This is a genomic window from Pseudomonas sp. BP6 (genome assembly GCF_017875935.1).
Classification (GTDB): domain Bacteria; phylum Pseudomonadota; class Gammaproteobacteria; order Pseudomonadales; family Pseudomonadaceae; genus Aquipseudomonas; species Aquipseudomonas putida_Y.
On the sequence record NZ_JAGINI010000001.1, the window covers coordinates 5,296,821 to 5,311,015 of the forward strand.

Here is a 14,195-nt window from a genome sequence, read left to right on the forward strand (position 1 = left end):
ACTATCTCGCCAAGGGGGAGTTTCGCCATGCGTGCATTGTTGGTCGCCGGCTCACTGGTGTTGATCGCTGCCTGTTCAACATTGCCAGCCCCAGACCCGAACCAGGCCTGGATCGACCTCACGCGCTACGACAACACCTCGCTGGACGCCGTGCAGGTAGATAAACGTGACTGGGCTGACAGCCGCTATTTCGAGGTTCAACCCGGCAGCCATGAACTGACCGTGCGCTATCAGTTTCCGGTTAACCCCAGCAATATCGGCCCCGTCGATAAGCCGCTGTGGCGCGATTGCCAGATCAAGCTGACCTTCAAGGACTTCAGCGCCGGGCAGCGTTATCAGTTGCAGGCCGGCAGCATTGGCTTCCGCCCTTGGATCAAACTCTACGACCACCAGCAAAAACTGCTGGGTCAAGGGCTGCCGGCGGGTTGCCAACGCACCTGAACCGCACAAACGGCGCTATGCTTGTTACTTGTAAATCGCAAGTGGGAGTTTCGCCATGCGCCAGCCCATGATGCTGATCGCCCTCAGTACACTGGGGGCTTGCGCCAGCCCCTTGCCGCCCGTCGACCCGAAACAGGCGTGGGTCGACCTGTACACCATGACCCCCGGCCGGGTGATCATGGCCGACCGCCTCGATGGCAAGCGCCTGGAGGATGGCCGTTACTTCCAGGTGACGCCGGGCAAGCACGAACTGGTGGTGCGCTTCGATTATGAAATCTACTCGGGCGGCATCATGTCACAACCCAGGGACCGAACCTGCTACCTGACCGTGCGCTTTGACAACTTCAAGGCCGGCGAGCGCTATCGCCTGGAGGCGCGAGCGCCAGTGATGGAGCCGCAGGTACTGCTGTATGACGCCAACCGCAAGGTGGTGGTGAACGAGCCTAGCGAAGTGTTCTGCATACCGTGAATTCGGGGCTGCTTTGCAGCCCCGAGCCCTGATGCTTATCGATCGTTCTTCTGATAGATGATCTTCTTCGTCCCACCATCGCAGGTCCCGACGACCATGTTCTGGTCCTCGACCTCGCTGTTGGGCACGATCTCCAGCGTGTAGGACGTAACCCCTTGGGCCTGGATCTTGGCCTCGATCTCGGCTTTCAGCTCCTCGCATGGCTTGACGGCCGCCAGCGCAGACGTGGCGAAAAGGGTAGCCAACACAGCGGTAGCTACGCGAATCATGGAACGGCTCCTGAAAAGGGCAGTGGCGCTGCCGACGCTCTTTAGACTACAGCAAACCACTACCGTTGCACCGTTTCACCCCACCAACGCTGCATCCAGGCTGATCTTCGCATTCAAAACCTTGGACACCGGGCAGCCTTCCTTCGCCTTGTTGGCAATCTCCAGGAATTGAGCCTCGCTGGCCCCGGGTACCTTGGCCCTGAGCACCAGGTGCACGGCAGTAATGGCAAAACCGTCCGCTTGCTTGTCGAGCGTCACCTCTGCAGCCGTGTCGATCCGCTCTGCGGTAAGCCCCGCCTCGCCGAGCATCATTGATAGCGCCATCGAGAAACAACCGGCATGCGCCGCGCCGATCAGCTCCTCCGGGTTGGTACCGGGTGTGCCCTCGAAACGTGTATTGAAGCCATAAGGGTTCTGCTTGAGTGCGCCGCTTTCGGTAGAAAGCAGACCTTTTCCATCCTTCAGGCCACCTTGCCAGATCGCCGATGCTGTCTTTTTCATGATGCCTCCTGGTCACTGGGTTGCTTACCTACGGTTCAGAGGCCTGCCGACTGCCGCAAGTTCAGAGCAATATGCTTGCAGGCATTGAATCCAACGAATGCGCCCATACAGAATCAAAAAGGCCTCTGGCCAATCACTTTTGCGGAGGCTCCATGACGCAGCTGCGTGACCTGAAGATTTCCACCCTGGACCTGGTGCCCGTACGCGCCGACGCTGGCCCCGCGCAATCGCTGCGCAACTCGCTGGACCTGGCGCAGCATGTCGAGCGCTTTGGCTATAACCGTTTTTGGGTGGCCGAACACCACAACATGGACGGCATCGCCAGTTCGGCGACTTCGGTGCTGATCGGCTACCTGGCCGGTGGGACCTCACGTATTCGCGTGGGCTCTGGCGGGGTAATGCTGCCCAACCATGCGCCGCTGGTAATTGCCGAGCAGTTCGGCACCTTGGCCAGCCTGTATCCGGGGCGGATCGACCTTGGCCTGGGCCGTGCGCCGGGTTCGGACCAAATGACCGCCTATGCCCTGCGACGCGAGCGCGCTGGCAGCCCGGATGACTTCCCGGACGATGTCGAGGAGCTTTCGCGCTACCTCGGGCCACGCACCGATGATCAAAAAGTGATCGCCGTACCCGGGCACGACACCGACGTGCCAATGTGGTTGCTGGGATCCAGCCTGTTCAGTGCCCAGCTGGCTGGCATGCGCGGCATGCCGTACGCCTTCGCCTCGCATTTCGCACCACGCTACATGCACGAGGCGATTCGCGTGTACCGCAACCACTTCAAGCCCTCGACGACGCTGGATAAGCCGTATGTGATGCTGGGCATTCCCATGGTGGTGGCGCAGACCGACGAAAAGGCCGAATACCTGGCCACCTCGGTCTATCAGCGCATCCTGGCGCTGATTCGCGGACAGAGCCTGATGCAGAAGCCACCCGTGGAAAGCATGGATGGGCTGTGGTTGCCCCATGAGCGAGAGACGGTGGGCAGCTTCCTGGGGTTGGCCATGATCGGCAGCCCGCAGAAGGTAAAGGCCAAGGTAGAAGTGCTGCTGGAACAGACGGGTGCGGATGAGCTGATCTTTACCTGTGACCTGTATGAGCATGCGGACCGCATTCGGTCATATGAGCTGATGGCGCAGGCCCTCAAGACCGAGTGATCCTCGTCGCGGGCTCGCCCGTTTCCACCGTTTGACTGGAGCCTTCAAGGCCTGCGCTGTTGGACTGTGGGAGCGGGCAAGCCCGCGAATGAGCGGGCCCATCAGCCGCGGCGGTACACAATCTCCTTGGTACCGGCCTCACAGCTACCAATGACCTTGCCCGCCGGCTCGCCTTTCTTGACGATCTCCAGCTTGTAGCCAGTGACGCCCTTGGCATCCAGCTTGGCCGCAATTTCCGCCTTCAGCTCCTCGCACGGTTTGCCCGCTGCCAGCGCACCACCGGCCAGGGTCATCAGGCCCAGCGCCAGAATCAGTTTGTTCATCACTCGCTTTCCTTGTGCAGATGAAATCAGAAGGGGACCCCACCAAGGCGCCCCGTTCCTGAATACCTCATCACGCCGAGATCATGCAGCCCGACGCTATATCAGCTATTGGCGATACGGAAGCCGACCTTCAGCGTGACCTGGAAGTGCGCCGCCTTGTTGTCACGGATATGGCCACGGGTATCGACCACTTCGAACCATTCCAGGTGCTTGATGCTTTTGCCGGCTTCAGCCAGAGCATTGTTGATGGCGTCTTCGATACTGGTGGGCGAAGACCCTACCAGTTCGATTTTCTTGTAGGTGTGATGATCGGTCATGAGTGCTCTCCATGGGTGACAGTGAGTTTCAGCCTAGCAGCGCAGGCCTGGTTTACCTGCGAGCGGTCACTGTCAGCGAAAGTTCGATCGCACTTTCTCGCAGGCCAAGGGTCGCAATCCTTAGAGCCCATACTGCAAAGGAGAGTCAACATGCACCGTAACTCGCTGCGTAAAACGTCCCTGGAAAGCATGGAAGCGGAGATCGAGAGCCTTCTGAAAAGCTTGGAAAACCTCAAGCATGATGCGTCGGAAGAGTCCCAGAAGTCGGTGAAGGCAATCCGCAGCAACGCTGAAAGCGCACTGCGTCATTCGCGCAGCCTACTGAGCGATGCGTACGAGGAAGTGAAGCAGCGCACCCGCCAGACCGGCATAGCCACCCGGGACTACGCCCAGGAACACCCCTACACCACCGCCGGTGTGGCCATTGGTGCGCTGGGCCTGCTGGCGGCGTACCTGATGTGCAAGCGAAACTAAGCGCCCTGCCGCGCAAGTTCTGTCCGTAACCACTGCGCCAACTGCTCGGCGCGCCCGTCTGCGGCGCGCCGTGGCACCCACAATGCCAGCGCCGCCTGGGTAGGTGAAAAGCCCCACGGCGCACTCAAGCGGCCCGCCCGCAGGTCATCGGCGACCAGTGGCTGCGGTGCAATCGCCACGCCCAATCCGGCCACGGCAGCTTCCAGCAGGTAATACAGGTGCTCGAAAGCCTGGCCATAGTGAATGGCCGCCGGGTCCAGGCCCTGTTGCAGCGCCCAGGTCGGCCAGGCTTGCGGGCGTGAAGTGGTGTGCAGCAAGGCTTCGCCCAGCAGCGCCTTGGCGGGCGCCCCCTGCAAGCGCTGGAAGCCTGCGAAATGCGGGCTGAGCACCGGTCCGATGCATTCCTCGGCCAGCACATGCACCTGCATGTCCGCCGGCCACGGTGGCTCGGCATACACCAGCAACGCATCCAGCCCAGGCCGTCGCGGGTCAAGGTCGCCCTCACCCGCCGACAGGTGCAAGCGCAGCTCAGGCAAATCCGCCTGCAACCGCCCCAGCCGCGGGATGAACCAGCGCGCCAGCAAGCTGCCCGAGCAGCCCAGTACGAACGGCGCCTCACTCACATCACGGCTGAGCTCGGAACACACGCTGCGCAGCCGGTCGAAGGCTTCACCGCTGGCATCGCGCAGACGAACACCCGCATCTGTGAGTTTGATGCCGCGCCCGTCCTTGACGAACAGGGCGACGCCCAGATGCTCCTCAAGCACCTTGATCTGCCGGCTGACAGCGCCGTGGGTCACGTGCAGCGCTTCCGCTGCCTGGCTGACACTGTTCAGCCTGGCTGTAGCCTCGAAGGCACGCAGGGCATTGAGGGGAGGGAGGTCGTGGGCCATTTTACCTGTGAGTTTTTCTGACAAGTTTGCGCAATCTTATCGGTTTTCAGCCGAGCTTGCCGTGGTTAGAGTAAAGCCCATCACTCATTCACTACGCCTTGGAGCGCCCCATGACCCAGTCCCAATACCGCCCCGGCCCCGACGCCAATGGCCTGTTCGGCTCGTTTGGCGGCCGCTATGTGGCCGAAACCCTGATGCCACTGGTGCTGGACCTGGCCCGCGAATACGAAGCGGCCAAGGCAGACCCCAAGTTCCTTGAAGAGCTGGCGTACTTCCAGCGCGACTACATCGGCCGCCCCAATCCGCTGTACTTCGCCGAGCGCCTGACCGAGCATTGCGGCGGGGCGAAGATTTTCTTCAAGCGTGAAGAGCTCAACCATACCGGTGCGCACAAGGTGAACAACTGCATCGGCCAGGTGCTGCTGGCCAAGCGTATGGGCAAAAAGCGCCTGATCGCCGAAACCGGCGCCGGCATGCACGGTGTCGCCACCGCCACCGTCGCCGCGCGCTTCGGCCTGCCTTGCGTGATCTACATGGGTGCCACCGACATCGAGCGCCAGCAGGCGAACGTGTTCCGCATGAAGCTGCTGGGCGCAGAGATCGTACCGGTTACCGCCGGCACCGGCACCCTGAAAGACGCCATGAACGAAGCCCTGCGTGACTGGGTTACCAACGTCGAAGACACCTTCTACCTGATCGGCACCGTGGCTGGCCCACACCCATACCCCGCCATGGTGCGCGACTTCCAGTCGATCATCGGCAAAGAGACCCGTGCCCAGTTGCAAGAGAAGGAAGGCCGCCTGCCTGATAGCCTGGTTGCCTGCGTCGGCGGTGGCTCCAATGCCATGGGCCTGTTCCATGAATTCCTCGAAGAGCCGAGCGTGCAGATCATCGGCGTTGAAGCCGGTGGCCACGGCGTACACACCGACAAGCACGCCGCCAGCCTGAACGGCGGCGTACCGGGCGTGTTGCACGGCAACCGCACCTACCTGCTGCAGGACCAAGACGGCCAGATTACCGATGCCCACTCGATTTCCGCAGGCCTGGACTACCCGGGCATCGGCCCGGAGCACGCCTATCTGCATGAGGTGAAGCGCGTCGAGTACGTCAGCATCACCGACGACGAAGCATTGGATGCGTTCCACGCAACCTGCCGTCTGGAAGGCATCATCCCAGCCCTGGAAAGCTCCCACGCCTTGGCCGAAGCGATCAAGCGCGCACCGAAGCTGCCCAAGGACCACCTGATGGTCGTGTGCCTGTCGGGCCGCGGCGACAAAGACATGCAAACCGTCATGAACCACATGGCCGCCCAGGAGAAACAGGCATGAGCCGTCTTGAACAACGCTTCGCCGAGCTGAAGGCCGAAGGCCGCTCGGCACTGGTCACCTTCGTCACAGCTGGCGACCCGGGCTACGACGCCTCGCTGCAGATCCTCAAGGGCCTGCCGGCTGCTGGCGCCGACGTGATCGAGCTGGGCATGCCGTTCACCGACCCGATGGCCGATGGCGTGGCCATCCAGCTGGCCACCCTGCGCGCCCTTGAAGCTGGCCAGACCTTGGCCAAGACCTTGCAGATGGTTCGCGAATTCCGTGTGGATAACCAGACCACGCCAATCGTGCTGATGGGCTACTACAACCCGATCCACCGCTTTGGTGTGGACACGTTCGTGGCTGAAGCCAAGGCAGCGGGCGTCGATGGCCTGATCATCGTCGACCTTCCGCCAGAGCACGACGCCGAACTGGCTACCCCGGCCCAGGCCGCAGGCATCGACTTCATCCGCCTGACCACCCCGACCACCGACGACGCGCGCCTGCCGCGCGTGCTGGAGCGCAGCTCCGGGTTCGTCTACTACGTGTCGGTGGCCGGCGTGACCGGTGCCGGTTCGGCGACCACCGAGCATGTGACCGAAGCCATTGCCCGCCTGCGCCGGCATACCGATCTGCCGATCAGCGTTGGCTTCGGCATTCGCACGCCGGAACAGGCTGCGAACATTGCCCGCCTGGCGGATGGTGTGGTGGTGGGCTCGGCACTGGTCGACAAGATCGCCCAGGCCAAAAGCGCCGATCAGGCGGTGACCGATGTATTGAGCCTGTGCTCGGCATTGGCTGAAGGGGTGCGTGGCGCACGCCGTTAAACTGCGTCGTCTGCTTCGCGGGTAAACCCGCTCCTACGGGGCCAGCGCCACCCTCTGGCTCTGCGATATCGTTGTAGGAGCGGGTTCACCCGCGAATAGGCCGGCACAGGCTACCCCCGCCTAGCCCCCAAAAATCGACAGATTCAGTGGCCGCACGGCCCCCATCCAGATCGCATGATCCCGGTGATCCGCCAGTTCATCCCCGGTTTCCGGATGCATGAATACCACCAGGCCCTTGCGGTACAGCGCCAACCAGGGCAAAACCACCCCCACCACTTCCGGCCCGAACGCCAGTTGGCAACTCCAGTCCGGATGCGGCCCAACCGGTTTCTGGTGCATGCGCCCCATGGTCACGGGAAACAGCCGCGCCGCCTCCTCGCACAGTTCCCGGGCCTGCTCCATAGTGGCTGCGTCGTAATAAACGTGGGCGTGGTAACCCTTGATCCTCTGCACGATAACTCCTGATTGCGGTCCAACCATCACCACCTGCAACGGGAGTGATGCAGTGAAAAACGCCGAAACCCCAGTGTTCAAACTGGTCCTGTTCGGGCCTGAAAGCAGCCTGGGCAATGCCCTGATGGTCGAGCTGCTGTCGCGCCAGCACGAAGTCATCGCCGTGGTGGATGACCTCAACCGCCACACCGCCCGCCCCGGCCTGCACTTCAAGATAGGCGGGCTGAACAGTGCCGACCAGGCGGAGCAGGGCGCGGCAGGCGGCTCAGCGGTAATCGCCCTTCTATCGACGCTGGCGCCAGGTGACCTGCCAGGGCAAGCACGCCTGAGCGAGGCGCTGGTGACGGGGCTTGAGCGTACGACTATACGCCGGCTGTTGCTGGTGGGCGATTTCGCTGTGCTGGATGAGCCGAACAAGTACAGCCCAGCAGAGCGGGGGAACGTGGATCAGGTAGTTGATGGGTTGCAGCGCAGCGCGCTGCGCTGGACCTTGATCAATACGCCGCAGGCGCTGCCGGACGCGGCGTGGGCGCGCGTGGCGGCGGGGATCGTGGATATGCTGGAACTGGACCTGCACCGGGGCGAGCATCTGAACTTCGTGGTCTAGATGACCGCGCAGCCTCGGGGCTCAGCGGTTGCGCTCCTGCTCCAACCAATCCACGAACCGCTCGATCAACGCTCCACGCCGCTTGCGCGGTGGCAACACCGCGTAATAGCCGCGTTGCGAACGCAAGCTCCCCTCCAACGGCCGACACAGCAACCCTTGCTCCACCAAGCCATCCACCAGGTGCCCCCAGCCAATCGCCACCCCTTGCCCGGCAATCGCTGCCTGAATCAGCAACGTATAGTTATCAAACCGCAACTGCCCCGCTGGCGGTGGGCTGGTCACACCAAACCCACGAAATACCCCCGCCCAGTCAAACCAGCGGCTGGCCTGCTCGCCCTTCAAATGCAACAGCGGCAATCGTTGCAAAGCCACAGCTGACAAGGCTTTGCCATGAGTCAGGCGGGGGCTGCACACCGGGAAGACTTCCTCATCGAATAGCCACCGGCTTTCTCCTTGATGAAAGCGTCCATCGCCAAACAGCACCGCCACATCGATGTCCGGGCGCAACATGCCCTGGCTGCGCTCACCCGTCACCAGGCTCACATCCACCTGTGGATAAGCCTCATGAAAGCGTTGCAGCCTTGGCATCAACCAGAACGCCGCAAAGGCAAAGTCGGTGGCCACCTGCAGCACTTCATGCTGGCCACGCCCGCTGGCCTGGGCGATACCGTCATCCATGGCCTGCAGCCCCTGTTGCACCTGTTCGAACAGCACCTGGCCAGCCTCGGTCAGCTCGATGCCCCGGTAAATGCGGTCAAACAGGCGCGTGCCCAACTGTGCCTCCAGGCGCTTCACCTGCTGGCTCACTGCCGGCTGCGTGGTACCCAACTCCAGCGCCGCAGCGGTAAAGCCACGCAGGCGCGCAGCAGCCTCGAATACACGCAAGGTATCCAGCGACAACCCGGCAAGGTGGTCAAACATAAGCGTAGCTAATCCCAGTCATTGCCCGCCATGGGCTTTACCCATGTTATCCACAGTCGCATCTTGGTAGGCAAGCGGTTCGCATAACCCTCAACGATGGAAGCCCCCATGACGCGTCCGAATATCCTGTTCATCATGGCCGACCAGATGGCCGCGCCCTTGCTGCCGATCTACGGCCCTTCGCCCATCCAGATGCCGCACCTCGGCCGCCTGGCCGAGCACGCCGTGGTGTTCGACTCGGCCTACTGCAACAGCCCACTGTGCGCGCCATCACGCTTCACCCTGGTCAGCGGTCAGTTGCCCAGCCGTATTGGCGCCTACGATAACGCGGCCGACTTCCCTGCCGATGTGCCGACCTACGCCCATTACCTGCGTCGCCTGGGCTACCGCACTGCGCTGTCAGGCAAGATGCACTTCTGCGGCCCCGACCAGTTGCACGGCTATGAAGAACGCCTGACCAGCGACATCTACCCGGCCGACTACGGTTGGACGGTGAACTGGGACGAACCCGATGTGCGTCCAAGCTGGTACCACAACATGTCCTCGGTGCTGCAGGCGGGTCCGTGCGTGCGCACCAATCAGCTGGATTTCGACGAGGAGGTGGTGTTCAAGGCGCGCCAGTACCTGTACGACCATGTGCGCGAAAACGATGGCCGGCCATTTTGCCTGACCGTTTCGATGACGCACCCGCACGACCCCTACACCATTCCCAAACGCTACTGGGACCGCTACGAAGGTGTGGATATCCCCATGCCCCGTGCCGAGTTCAGCCAGGCAGCACTCGACCCGCATTCACAGCGCTTGCTGAAGGTCTACGACCTGTGGGACAAGCCATTGCCTGTGGACAAGGTCCGCGACGCCCGCCGCGCCTACTTCGGCGCGTGCAGCTATATCGATGACAACATTGGCCAACTGCTGCAGACCCTGGAGGAATGCAACCTGGCCGATGACACACTGATCGTGTTTTCCGGCGACCACGGCGACATGCTTGGCGAACGTGGCCTCTGGTACAAAATGCACTGGTTCGAAATGTCGGCGCGGGTGCCGCTGCTGATCCATGCGCCGAAGCACTTCGCAGCGGGCCGGGTCACTGCCTCGGTGTCGACCTGCGACCTGTTGCCAACCTTGGTCGAACTGGCTGGCGGCGCTGTGGATAAAGACCTGCATCTGGATGGCCGCTCACTGCTGGGCCACCTGCAAGGGCAGGGCGGTCACGACGAGGTGATCGGCGAGTACATGGCCGAAGGCACCGTCGGCCCGCTGATGATGATCCGCCGCGGGCACTACAAGTTCGTGTACAGCGAAGACGACCCATGTCTACTCTATGACCTGAGCCGCGACCCGCACGAGCGGGAAAACCTCGCCGGCAGCCCGGACCACCAGACGCTGCTACAGGCATTTGTCGATGAAGCGCAACTGCGCTGGGACATCCCCAGCCTGCGCCAGCAGGTACTGGCCAGCCAGCGCCGCCGCCGGCTGGTGGCCGAAGCGCTGGCCATCGGCAAGCTGAAAAGCTGGGACCACCAACCACTGGTGGATGCCAGCCAACAGTACATGCGCAACCACATCGATCTCGATGACCTCGAACGCAAGGCACGTTATCCACAGCCCGCCCCCCTGGATTGAGAAGAGAGGCCGCCATGCACAAGTTCTCCGCCGCCGTGTTCGCCCTGGCCCTGAGCGCCACCACGGCCCACGCCGCAGACAGCGATACGCAATGCAGTACCGTGAAAATGGCCGACCCCGGCTGGAGTGATATTGCCTCAACCAATGCCGTGGCACGCCTGTTACTGGAAAGCCTGGGTTACCAGGTGAAGATCGACAGCCTGGCCGTACCGATCATCTACGGCGGCCTCAAGGACGGCCAGGTCGACGCCTTCCTCGGCAACTGGATGCCCGCACATCAAGGTTTCCATGACAAGTTCATCGCCAACGGCGATGTGCAGCAGCTGTCGCGCAACCTGGAGGGAACCGAGTTCACCCTCGCAGTGCCCGACTATGTGTGGAATGCCGGGGTGAAGGACTTCGCTGACCTGCAAAAACACGCCGGGCAGTTCGACAAAAAGCTGTACGGAATCGGCTCCGGCGCCCCGGCCAACCTGTCGCTCAAGAAAATCATCGACAAGAATGAATTCAACCTCGGCCAGTGGAAGCTGGTGGAGTCCAGCGAGCAGGCGATGCTGGCCCAGGTCGACCGGGCGGTGAAGAAGCAGCAATTCATCACCTTCCTTGGCTGGACCCCGCACCCGATGAACGTGAAGCTGAAAATGCACTACCTGACCGGTGGTGAAAAGTGGTTCGGCAGCAAAGGCGAGGTATACACGCTGACCCGCAAGGGTTATCCACAAGCCTGCCCGAATGCCGCGAAGCTGCTAGGTAACCTTAAGTTCACACTGGACATGGAAAACAGCATCATGGCCGAGGTGGTGGACAAGAAGATCAGTTTCGATGAAGCGGCCAAGGCCTGGGTGAAAGCGCATCCTGAACGATTGGATGGGTGGTTGGCCGGGGTCACCACCAAGGCCGATGGGGATGCCCTGGAGGCCGTCAAAGCCAAACTGTAATCTCACAAAGCAACACACCAACCCTGTGGGAGCGGGCGCGCCCGCGAACACCGGCAAAGCCGGTGCCAAGCAACGCGTTGGCTTTTTCGCGGGCATGCCCGCTCCCACAGGGCTTGGCGACCCCTTAAGGATTGTGGATAACCCATGCATCGCCTCTCTTTACTGCTGCCCTTCCTCACCTGGCTTCCCCGCCAATCGGGCCGCAGCCTGCGCCAGGACCTGCTGGTAGGCCTGAGCGGCGCCATCCTCGCCCTGCCGCAATCCATCGCCTACGCCCTGATCGCCGGCCTGCCCGCCGAATACGGGCTCTATGCTGCCGTTGTGCCGGTACTGATTGCCTGCCTGTGGGGCTCTTCCTGGTACCTGATCTGCGGCCCGACCGCGGCCATTTCCATCGTGCTCTACACCAGCATCAGCCCGCTGGCCGTGGCCGGCAGCGCTGACTACATCACGCTGGTGTTGCTGCTGACCTTCCTTGGCGGCCTTTTCCAGCTGCTGCTCGGGCTGTTGCGCTTCGGCGCGCTGGTCAACTTCGTCTCCCATTCCGTGGTGCTCGGCTTCACGCTGGGTGCCGCCATCGTCATTGCCTTGGGCCAGCTACCCAACCTGCTGGGCATGGCCCTGCCCAGCCAGGCCACCGCGCTGATGACCGTACAGGACCTGGCCAGCCACGCAGGCGAGGTCGACGTGCCTTCCTTGCTGCTGGGCCTGGCCACCGTCGTGATCGGTGTGGCCTTCAAACTCTGGCGCCCACGCTGGCCGAGCCTGTTGATAAGCCTGATCCTGGTCAGCTTGCTGGCCTGGCTGATGCCGGGCTTCTTTGGCCATGTGCCGCGGGTGGCAGCGTTCACCGGGCAACTCCCGCCTTTCAGCCCGCTGCCTTTGCTGGACGTGGAGCTCATGTTGCGTCTGCTGCCCAGCGCCGTGGCGGTAGGCATGCTGGGGTTGGTCACCAGTCTGTCGATTGCCCGTTCGTTGTCGGCACGTTCAGAACAACTGATCGACCCGGACCAGGAAATACGCGCACAGGGCCTGTCGAACATTGCCGGTGCATTTTTCTCTGGTTACCTGTCTGCCGGTTCCTTCACCCGCTCGGGCCTGAGCTATGAGGCGGGCGCCCGCTCGCCCATGGCCGGGGTGTTTTCGGCGCTGTGGGTGGCGTTGTTCGCGGTGACCGGCGCCGGCCTGATCGCGCACCTGCCGATACCGGCCATGGCCGGCAGCATTTTGCTGATCTGCTGGGGGTTGGTGGACCACCGAGGGATCCGTGCATTGTTCCGGGTCAGCCGCTCTGAGTTTCTGGTGATGGCGCTGACGGCTGCAGCGACATTGCTGCTGGAGCTGCAGACGGCCATCTATGCCGGCGTGCTGGCTTCGCTGTTCTTCTATTTGAAGCGCACCTCACGACCACGGATCCAACAAAGCCGTGAAGGGGACGCGGATGTATTGCGGGTAGGTGGGTCGATTTTCTTTGGTGCGGCGCATTACCTGCAGGTGCGCTTGCAGCGCTGCCAGGGGCCGCATGTAGTGATCGATGCCCGGCAGGTGAATTTCATCGATTACTCGGGTGTGGATATGTTGCACCGCGAGGCGCGGCGGTTGCGGCGATTGGGGGGGAGTTTGACCTTGCACCGGGCCAGGCCGCAGGTGATCGAGGAGTTGCAGAAGCTGGAAGGGGTGGAGTTATGCCCGATCCGGTTTGAGGAATGAGGTTGGGATTCTGGGGCTGCTTTGCAGCCCATCGCGACGCAAGGCCGCTCCCACAGCGGATCGGCGTACGACGTACTTTGTGGGAACGGCCTTGCGTCGCGATAGGGCCGCAAAGCGGCCCCGGCCATCTCAGCCCCGAGCGAGTTGCCGGCGCAGTTCAGCCAACACCGGCGCCGTATCCGGCCTCACGCCACGCCAGATAAAGAAGGCTTCAGCCGCCTGCTCGGCCAGCATCCCCAACCCATCCAGCACCTTGGCAGCCCCCAGCTTGGTCGCCCACTGGCAAAACGGCGTCGGCTCCTTGCCATACATCATGTCGTAGCAAACCGTACGACCCGCCTCGACCAGGCTGTCGGCAATCGGTGGTAATTCCCCGGCCAGGCTCGCCGAGGTGGCGTTGATGATCACATCCACAGGTTCCTGCAACCAGGCAAACCCGCTGGCCACCACCGGCCCCAGTTCATCGAACTCGCGCGCCAGCTGCTCGGCCTTTTCCACAGTACGGTTGGCAATCACCAGCGACTGCGGCTTGTGCGCCAGAATAGGCTCCAGCACGCCGCGCACGGCGCCACCGGCACCGAGGATGAGAATGCGCTTGCCCGCCAGCTCGACCCCGGCATTCACCGTCAGGTCGCGCACCAGGCCAGCGCCGTCGGTGTTGTCGCCCTGCAGGGTGCCATCAGCCAGCTTGCTCAGCGTGTTCACTGCGCCTGCGCGCCGGGCACGCGGGGTCAGGCTGTCGCACAGGCGGTAAGCCTCTTCCTTGAACGGCACGGTGACGTTGCCGCCACTGCCTTGCTTGAAGAAGCCGCGCGCGCAGTCGCTGAATTCGTCCAGCGGCGCCAGCAGCGTGGCATATTCCAGGTCCTGACCGGTCTGCTCGGCGAACAGGCGGTGGATCAGCGGCGACTTGCTGTGGCCGATGGGGTTACCAAAAACGACGTACTGGTCCATGACGGCTC

The 14,195-nt window shown here is 62.5% G+C and carries 18 protein-coding genes; 10 read left to right on the forward strand and 8 right to left on the reverse strand.

Features of this window, described 5'->3' with window-relative positions:
* Positions 1-27 precede the first annotated feature (27 nt).
* The gene (locus J3A98_RS24005; RefSeq protein ID WP_209968974.1) at positions 28-441 is read left to right on the forward strand and encodes a hypothetical protein; all 414 of its coding nucleotides are present in this window, start codon (positions 28-30) and stop codon (positions 439-441) included.
* 55 nt (positions 442-496) lie between these two features.
* Complete coding sequence (locus tag J3A98_RS24010) at positions 497-910, forward strand: hypothetical protein (RefSeq protein WP_176682990.1); 414 nt, start codon at positions 497-499, stop codon at positions 908-910.
* Between the two features lie 35 nt (positions 911-945).
* On the opposite strand, the gene J3A98_RS24015 is transcribed toward J3A98_RS24010, so the two are convergent.
* Together J3A98_RS24015 and J3A98_RS24020 are read right to left on the reverse strand one after the other, a co-directional pair.
* The gene (locus J3A98_RS24015; protein ID WP_209968977.1) at positions 946-1,179 is read right to left on the reverse strand and encodes a DUF1161 domain-containing protein; all 234 of its coding nucleotides are present in this window, start codon (positions 1,177-1,179) and stop codon (positions 946-948) included.
* 75 nt (positions 1,180-1,254) lie between these two features.
* A complete protein-coding gene (locus J3A98_RS24020; protein WP_003253070.1) occupies positions 1,255-1,680 on the reverse strand; it encodes an OsmC family protein in 426 nt (141 codons plus the stop codon).
* A gap of 152 nt (positions 1,681-1,832) precedes the next feature.
* Between J3A98_RS24020 and J3A98_RS24025 the strand changes: the two genes are divergently transcribed.
* Positions 1,833-2,837, forward strand: a complete 1,005-nt coding sequence (locus J3A98_RS24025; RefSeq protein WP_209968980.1) for an LLM class flavin-dependent oxidoreductase — start codon at positions 1,833-1,835, stop codon at positions 2,835-2,837.
* A gap of 101 nt (positions 2,838-2,938) precedes the next feature.
* Here the strand turns inward: J3A98_RS24025 and J3A98_RS24030 are convergent, their stop codons facing one another.
* Both J3A98_RS24030 and J3A98_RS24035 read right to left on the reverse strand, forming a co-directional pair.
* A complete protein-coding gene (locus J3A98_RS24030) occupies positions 2,939-3,160 on the reverse strand; it encodes a DUF1161 domain-containing protein (RefSeq protein ID WP_020191565.1) in 222 nt (73 codons plus the stop codon).
* A gap of 101 nt (positions 3,161-3,261) precedes the next feature.
* Complete coding sequence (locus J3A98_RS24035) at positions 3,262-3,477, reverse strand: dodecin (protein ID WP_012269893.1); 216 nt, start codon at positions 3,475-3,477, stop codon at positions 3,262-3,264.
* A 150-nt stretch (positions 3,478-3,627) separates the two neighbouring features.
* On the opposite strand from J3A98_RS24035, the gene J3A98_RS24040 reads away from it, so the two are divergent.
* Positions 3,628-3,951, forward strand: a complete 324-nt coding sequence (locus tag J3A98_RS24040; RefSeq protein WP_016712811.1) for a DUF883 family protein — start codon at positions 3,628-3,630, stop codon at positions 3,949-3,951.
* Here the strand turns inward: J3A98_RS24040 and J3A98_RS24045 are convergent.
* Positions 3,948-4,844: a LysR family transcriptional regulator gene (locus tag J3A98_RS24045; RefSeq protein WP_209968983.1), complete on the reverse strand. Its 897-nt coding sequence runs from the start codon at positions 4,842-4,844 to the stop codon at positions 3,948-3,950. The two genes, J3A98_RS24040 and J3A98_RS24045, sit on opposite strands and share 4 nt — an antisense overlap.
* A gap of 110 nt (positions 4,845-4,954) precedes the next feature.
* Between J3A98_RS24045 and trpB the strand changes: the two genes are divergently transcribed.
* Both trpB and trpA read left to right on the forward strand, forming a co-directional pair.
* Entirely contained in the window at positions 4,955-6,172 is a 1,218-nt protein-coding gene (trpB, locus tag J3A98_RS24050) for a tryptophan synthase subunit beta (RefSeq protein WP_010951489.1), read from the forward strand.
* Positions 6,169-6,978, forward strand: a complete 810-nt coding sequence (trpA, locus tag J3A98_RS24055) for a tryptophan synthase subunit alpha (RefSeq protein ID WP_011953131.1) — start codon at positions 6,169-6,171, stop codon at positions 6,976-6,978. Before trpB ends, trpA begins: the two co-directional genes overlap by 4 nt.
* Before the next feature lie 120 nt (positions 6,979-7,098).
* Here the strand turns inward: trpA and J3A98_RS24060 are convergent, their stop codons facing one another.
* Positions 7,099-7,431 (reverse strand): DOPA 4,5-dioxygenase family protein, encoded by a 333-nt coding sequence (locus tag J3A98_RS24060; RefSeq protein ID WP_003253084.1) that lies wholly within the window; start codon positions 7,429-7,431, stop codon positions 7,099-7,101.
* A gap of 52 nt (positions 7,432-7,483) precedes the next feature.
* Here J3A98_RS24060 and J3A98_RS24065 point away from each other — a divergent pair, with 52 nt between their 5' ends.
* A complete protein-coding gene (locus tag J3A98_RS24065) occupies positions 7,484-8,038 on the forward strand; it encodes an NAD(P)H-binding protein (RefSeq protein WP_209968986.1) in 555 nt (184 codons plus the stop codon).
* Positions 8,039-8,059: 21 nt separating this feature from the next.
* On the opposite strand, the gene J3A98_RS24070 is transcribed toward J3A98_RS24065, so the two are convergent.
* Positions 8,060-8,959 (reverse strand): LysR family transcriptional regulator, encoded by a 900-nt coding sequence (locus J3A98_RS24070; protein ID WP_209968989.1) that lies wholly within the window; start codon positions 8,957-8,959, stop codon positions 8,060-8,062.
* A 108-nt stretch (positions 8,960-9,067) separates the two neighbouring features.
* Between J3A98_RS24070 and betC the strand changes: the two genes are divergently transcribed.
* From betC to J3A98_RS24085, 3 genes are all read left to right on the forward strand, one after another.
* Positions 9,068-10,585 (forward strand): choline-sulfatase, encoded by a 1,518-nt coding sequence (gene betC / locus J3A98_RS24075; RefSeq protein ID WP_209968993.1) that lies wholly within the window; start codon positions 9,068-9,070, stop codon positions 10,583-10,585.
* A 14-nt stretch (positions 10,586-10,599) separates the two neighbouring features.
* The gene (choX, locus tag J3A98_RS24080) at positions 10,600-11,523 is read left to right on the forward strand and encodes a choline ABC transporter substrate-binding protein (protein ID WP_209968995.1); all 924 of its coding nucleotides are present in this window, start codon (positions 10,600-10,602) and stop codon (positions 11,521-11,523) included.
* Between the two features lie 144 nt (positions 11,524-11,667).
* A complete protein-coding gene (locus tag J3A98_RS24085; protein ID WP_209968999.1) occupies positions 11,668-13,233 on the forward strand; it encodes a SulP family inorganic anion transporter in 1,566 nt (521 codons plus the stop codon).
* Positions 13,234-13,362: 129 nt separating this feature from the next.
* Here J3A98_RS24085 and aroE read toward each other — a convergent pair whose 3' ends face one another.
* Entirely contained in the window at positions 13,363-14,187 is an 825-nt protein-coding gene (aroE, locus tag J3A98_RS24090) for a shikimate dehydrogenase (RefSeq protein WP_003253098.1), read from the reverse strand.
* Between the last annotated feature and the right edge of the window lie 8 nt (positions 14,188-14,195).

Excerpts from the sequence above, each read along its gene's own strand:
- J3A98_RS24020 (WP_003253070.1), bottom strand. The coding sequence starts at position 1,680 with ATGAAAAAGACAGCATCGGCGATCTGGCAAGGTGGCCTGAAGGATGGA.
- betC (WP_209968993.1), top strand. The coding sequence starts at position 9,068 with ATGACGCGTCCGAATATCCTGTTCATCATGGCCGACCAGATGGCCGCG.
- trpB (WP_010951489.1), top strand. The coding sequence starts at position 4,955 with ATGACCCAGTCCCAATACCGCCCCGGCCCCGACGCCAATGGCCTGTTC.
- J3A98_RS24025 (WP_209968980.1), top strand. The coding sequence starts at position 1,833 with ATGACGCAGCTGCGTGACCTGAAGATTTCCACCCTGGACCTGGTGCCC.
- trpA (WP_011953131.1), top strand. The coding sequence starts at position 6,169 with ATGAGCCGTCTTGAACAACGCTTCGCCGAGCTGAAGGCCGAAGGCCGC.
- J3A98_RS24005 (WP_209968974.1), top strand. The coding sequence starts at position 28 with ATGCGTGCATTGTTGGTCGCCGGCTCACTGGTGTTGATCGCTGCCTGT.
- choX (WP_209968995.1), top strand. The coding sequence starts at position 10,600 with ATGCACAAGTTCTCCGCCGCCGTGTTCGCCCTGGCCCTGAGCGCCACC.
- J3A98_RS24035 (WP_012269893.1), bottom strand. The coding sequence starts at position 3,477 with ATGACCGATCATCACACCTACAAGAAAATCGAACTGGTAGGGTCTTCG.
- J3A98_RS24030 (WP_020191565.1), bottom strand. The coding sequence starts at position 3,160 with ATGAACAAACTGATTCTGGCGCTGGGCCTGATGACCCTGGCCGGTGGT.
- J3A98_RS24070 (WP_209968989.1), bottom strand. The coding sequence starts at position 8,959 with ATGTTTGACCACCTTGCCGGGTTGTCGCTGGATACCTTGCGTGTATTC.
- J3A98_RS24040 (WP_016712811.1), top strand. The coding sequence starts at position 3,628 with ATGCACCGTAACTCGCTGCGTAAAACGTCCCTGGAAAGCATGGAAGCG.
- J3A98_RS24010 (WP_176682990.1), top strand. The coding sequence starts at position 497 with ATGCGCCAGCCCATGATGCTGATCGCCCTCAGTACACTGGGGGCTTGC.
- J3A98_RS24015 (WP_209968977.1), bottom strand. The coding sequence starts at position 1,179 with ATGATTCGCGTAGCTACCGCTGTGTTGGCTACCCTTTTCGCCACGTCT.
- J3A98_RS24045 (WP_209968983.1), bottom strand. The coding sequence starts at position 4,844 with ATGGCCCACGACCTCCCTCCCCTCAATGCCCTGCGTGCCTTCGAGGCT.
- aroE (WP_003253098.1), bottom strand. The coding sequence starts at position 14,187 with ATGGACCAGTACGTCGTTTTTGGTAACCCCATCGGCCACAGCAAGTCG.
- J3A98_RS24085 (WP_209968999.1), top strand. The coding sequence starts at position 11,668 with ATGCATCGCCTCTCTTTACTGCTGCCCTTCCTCACCTGGCTTCCCCGC.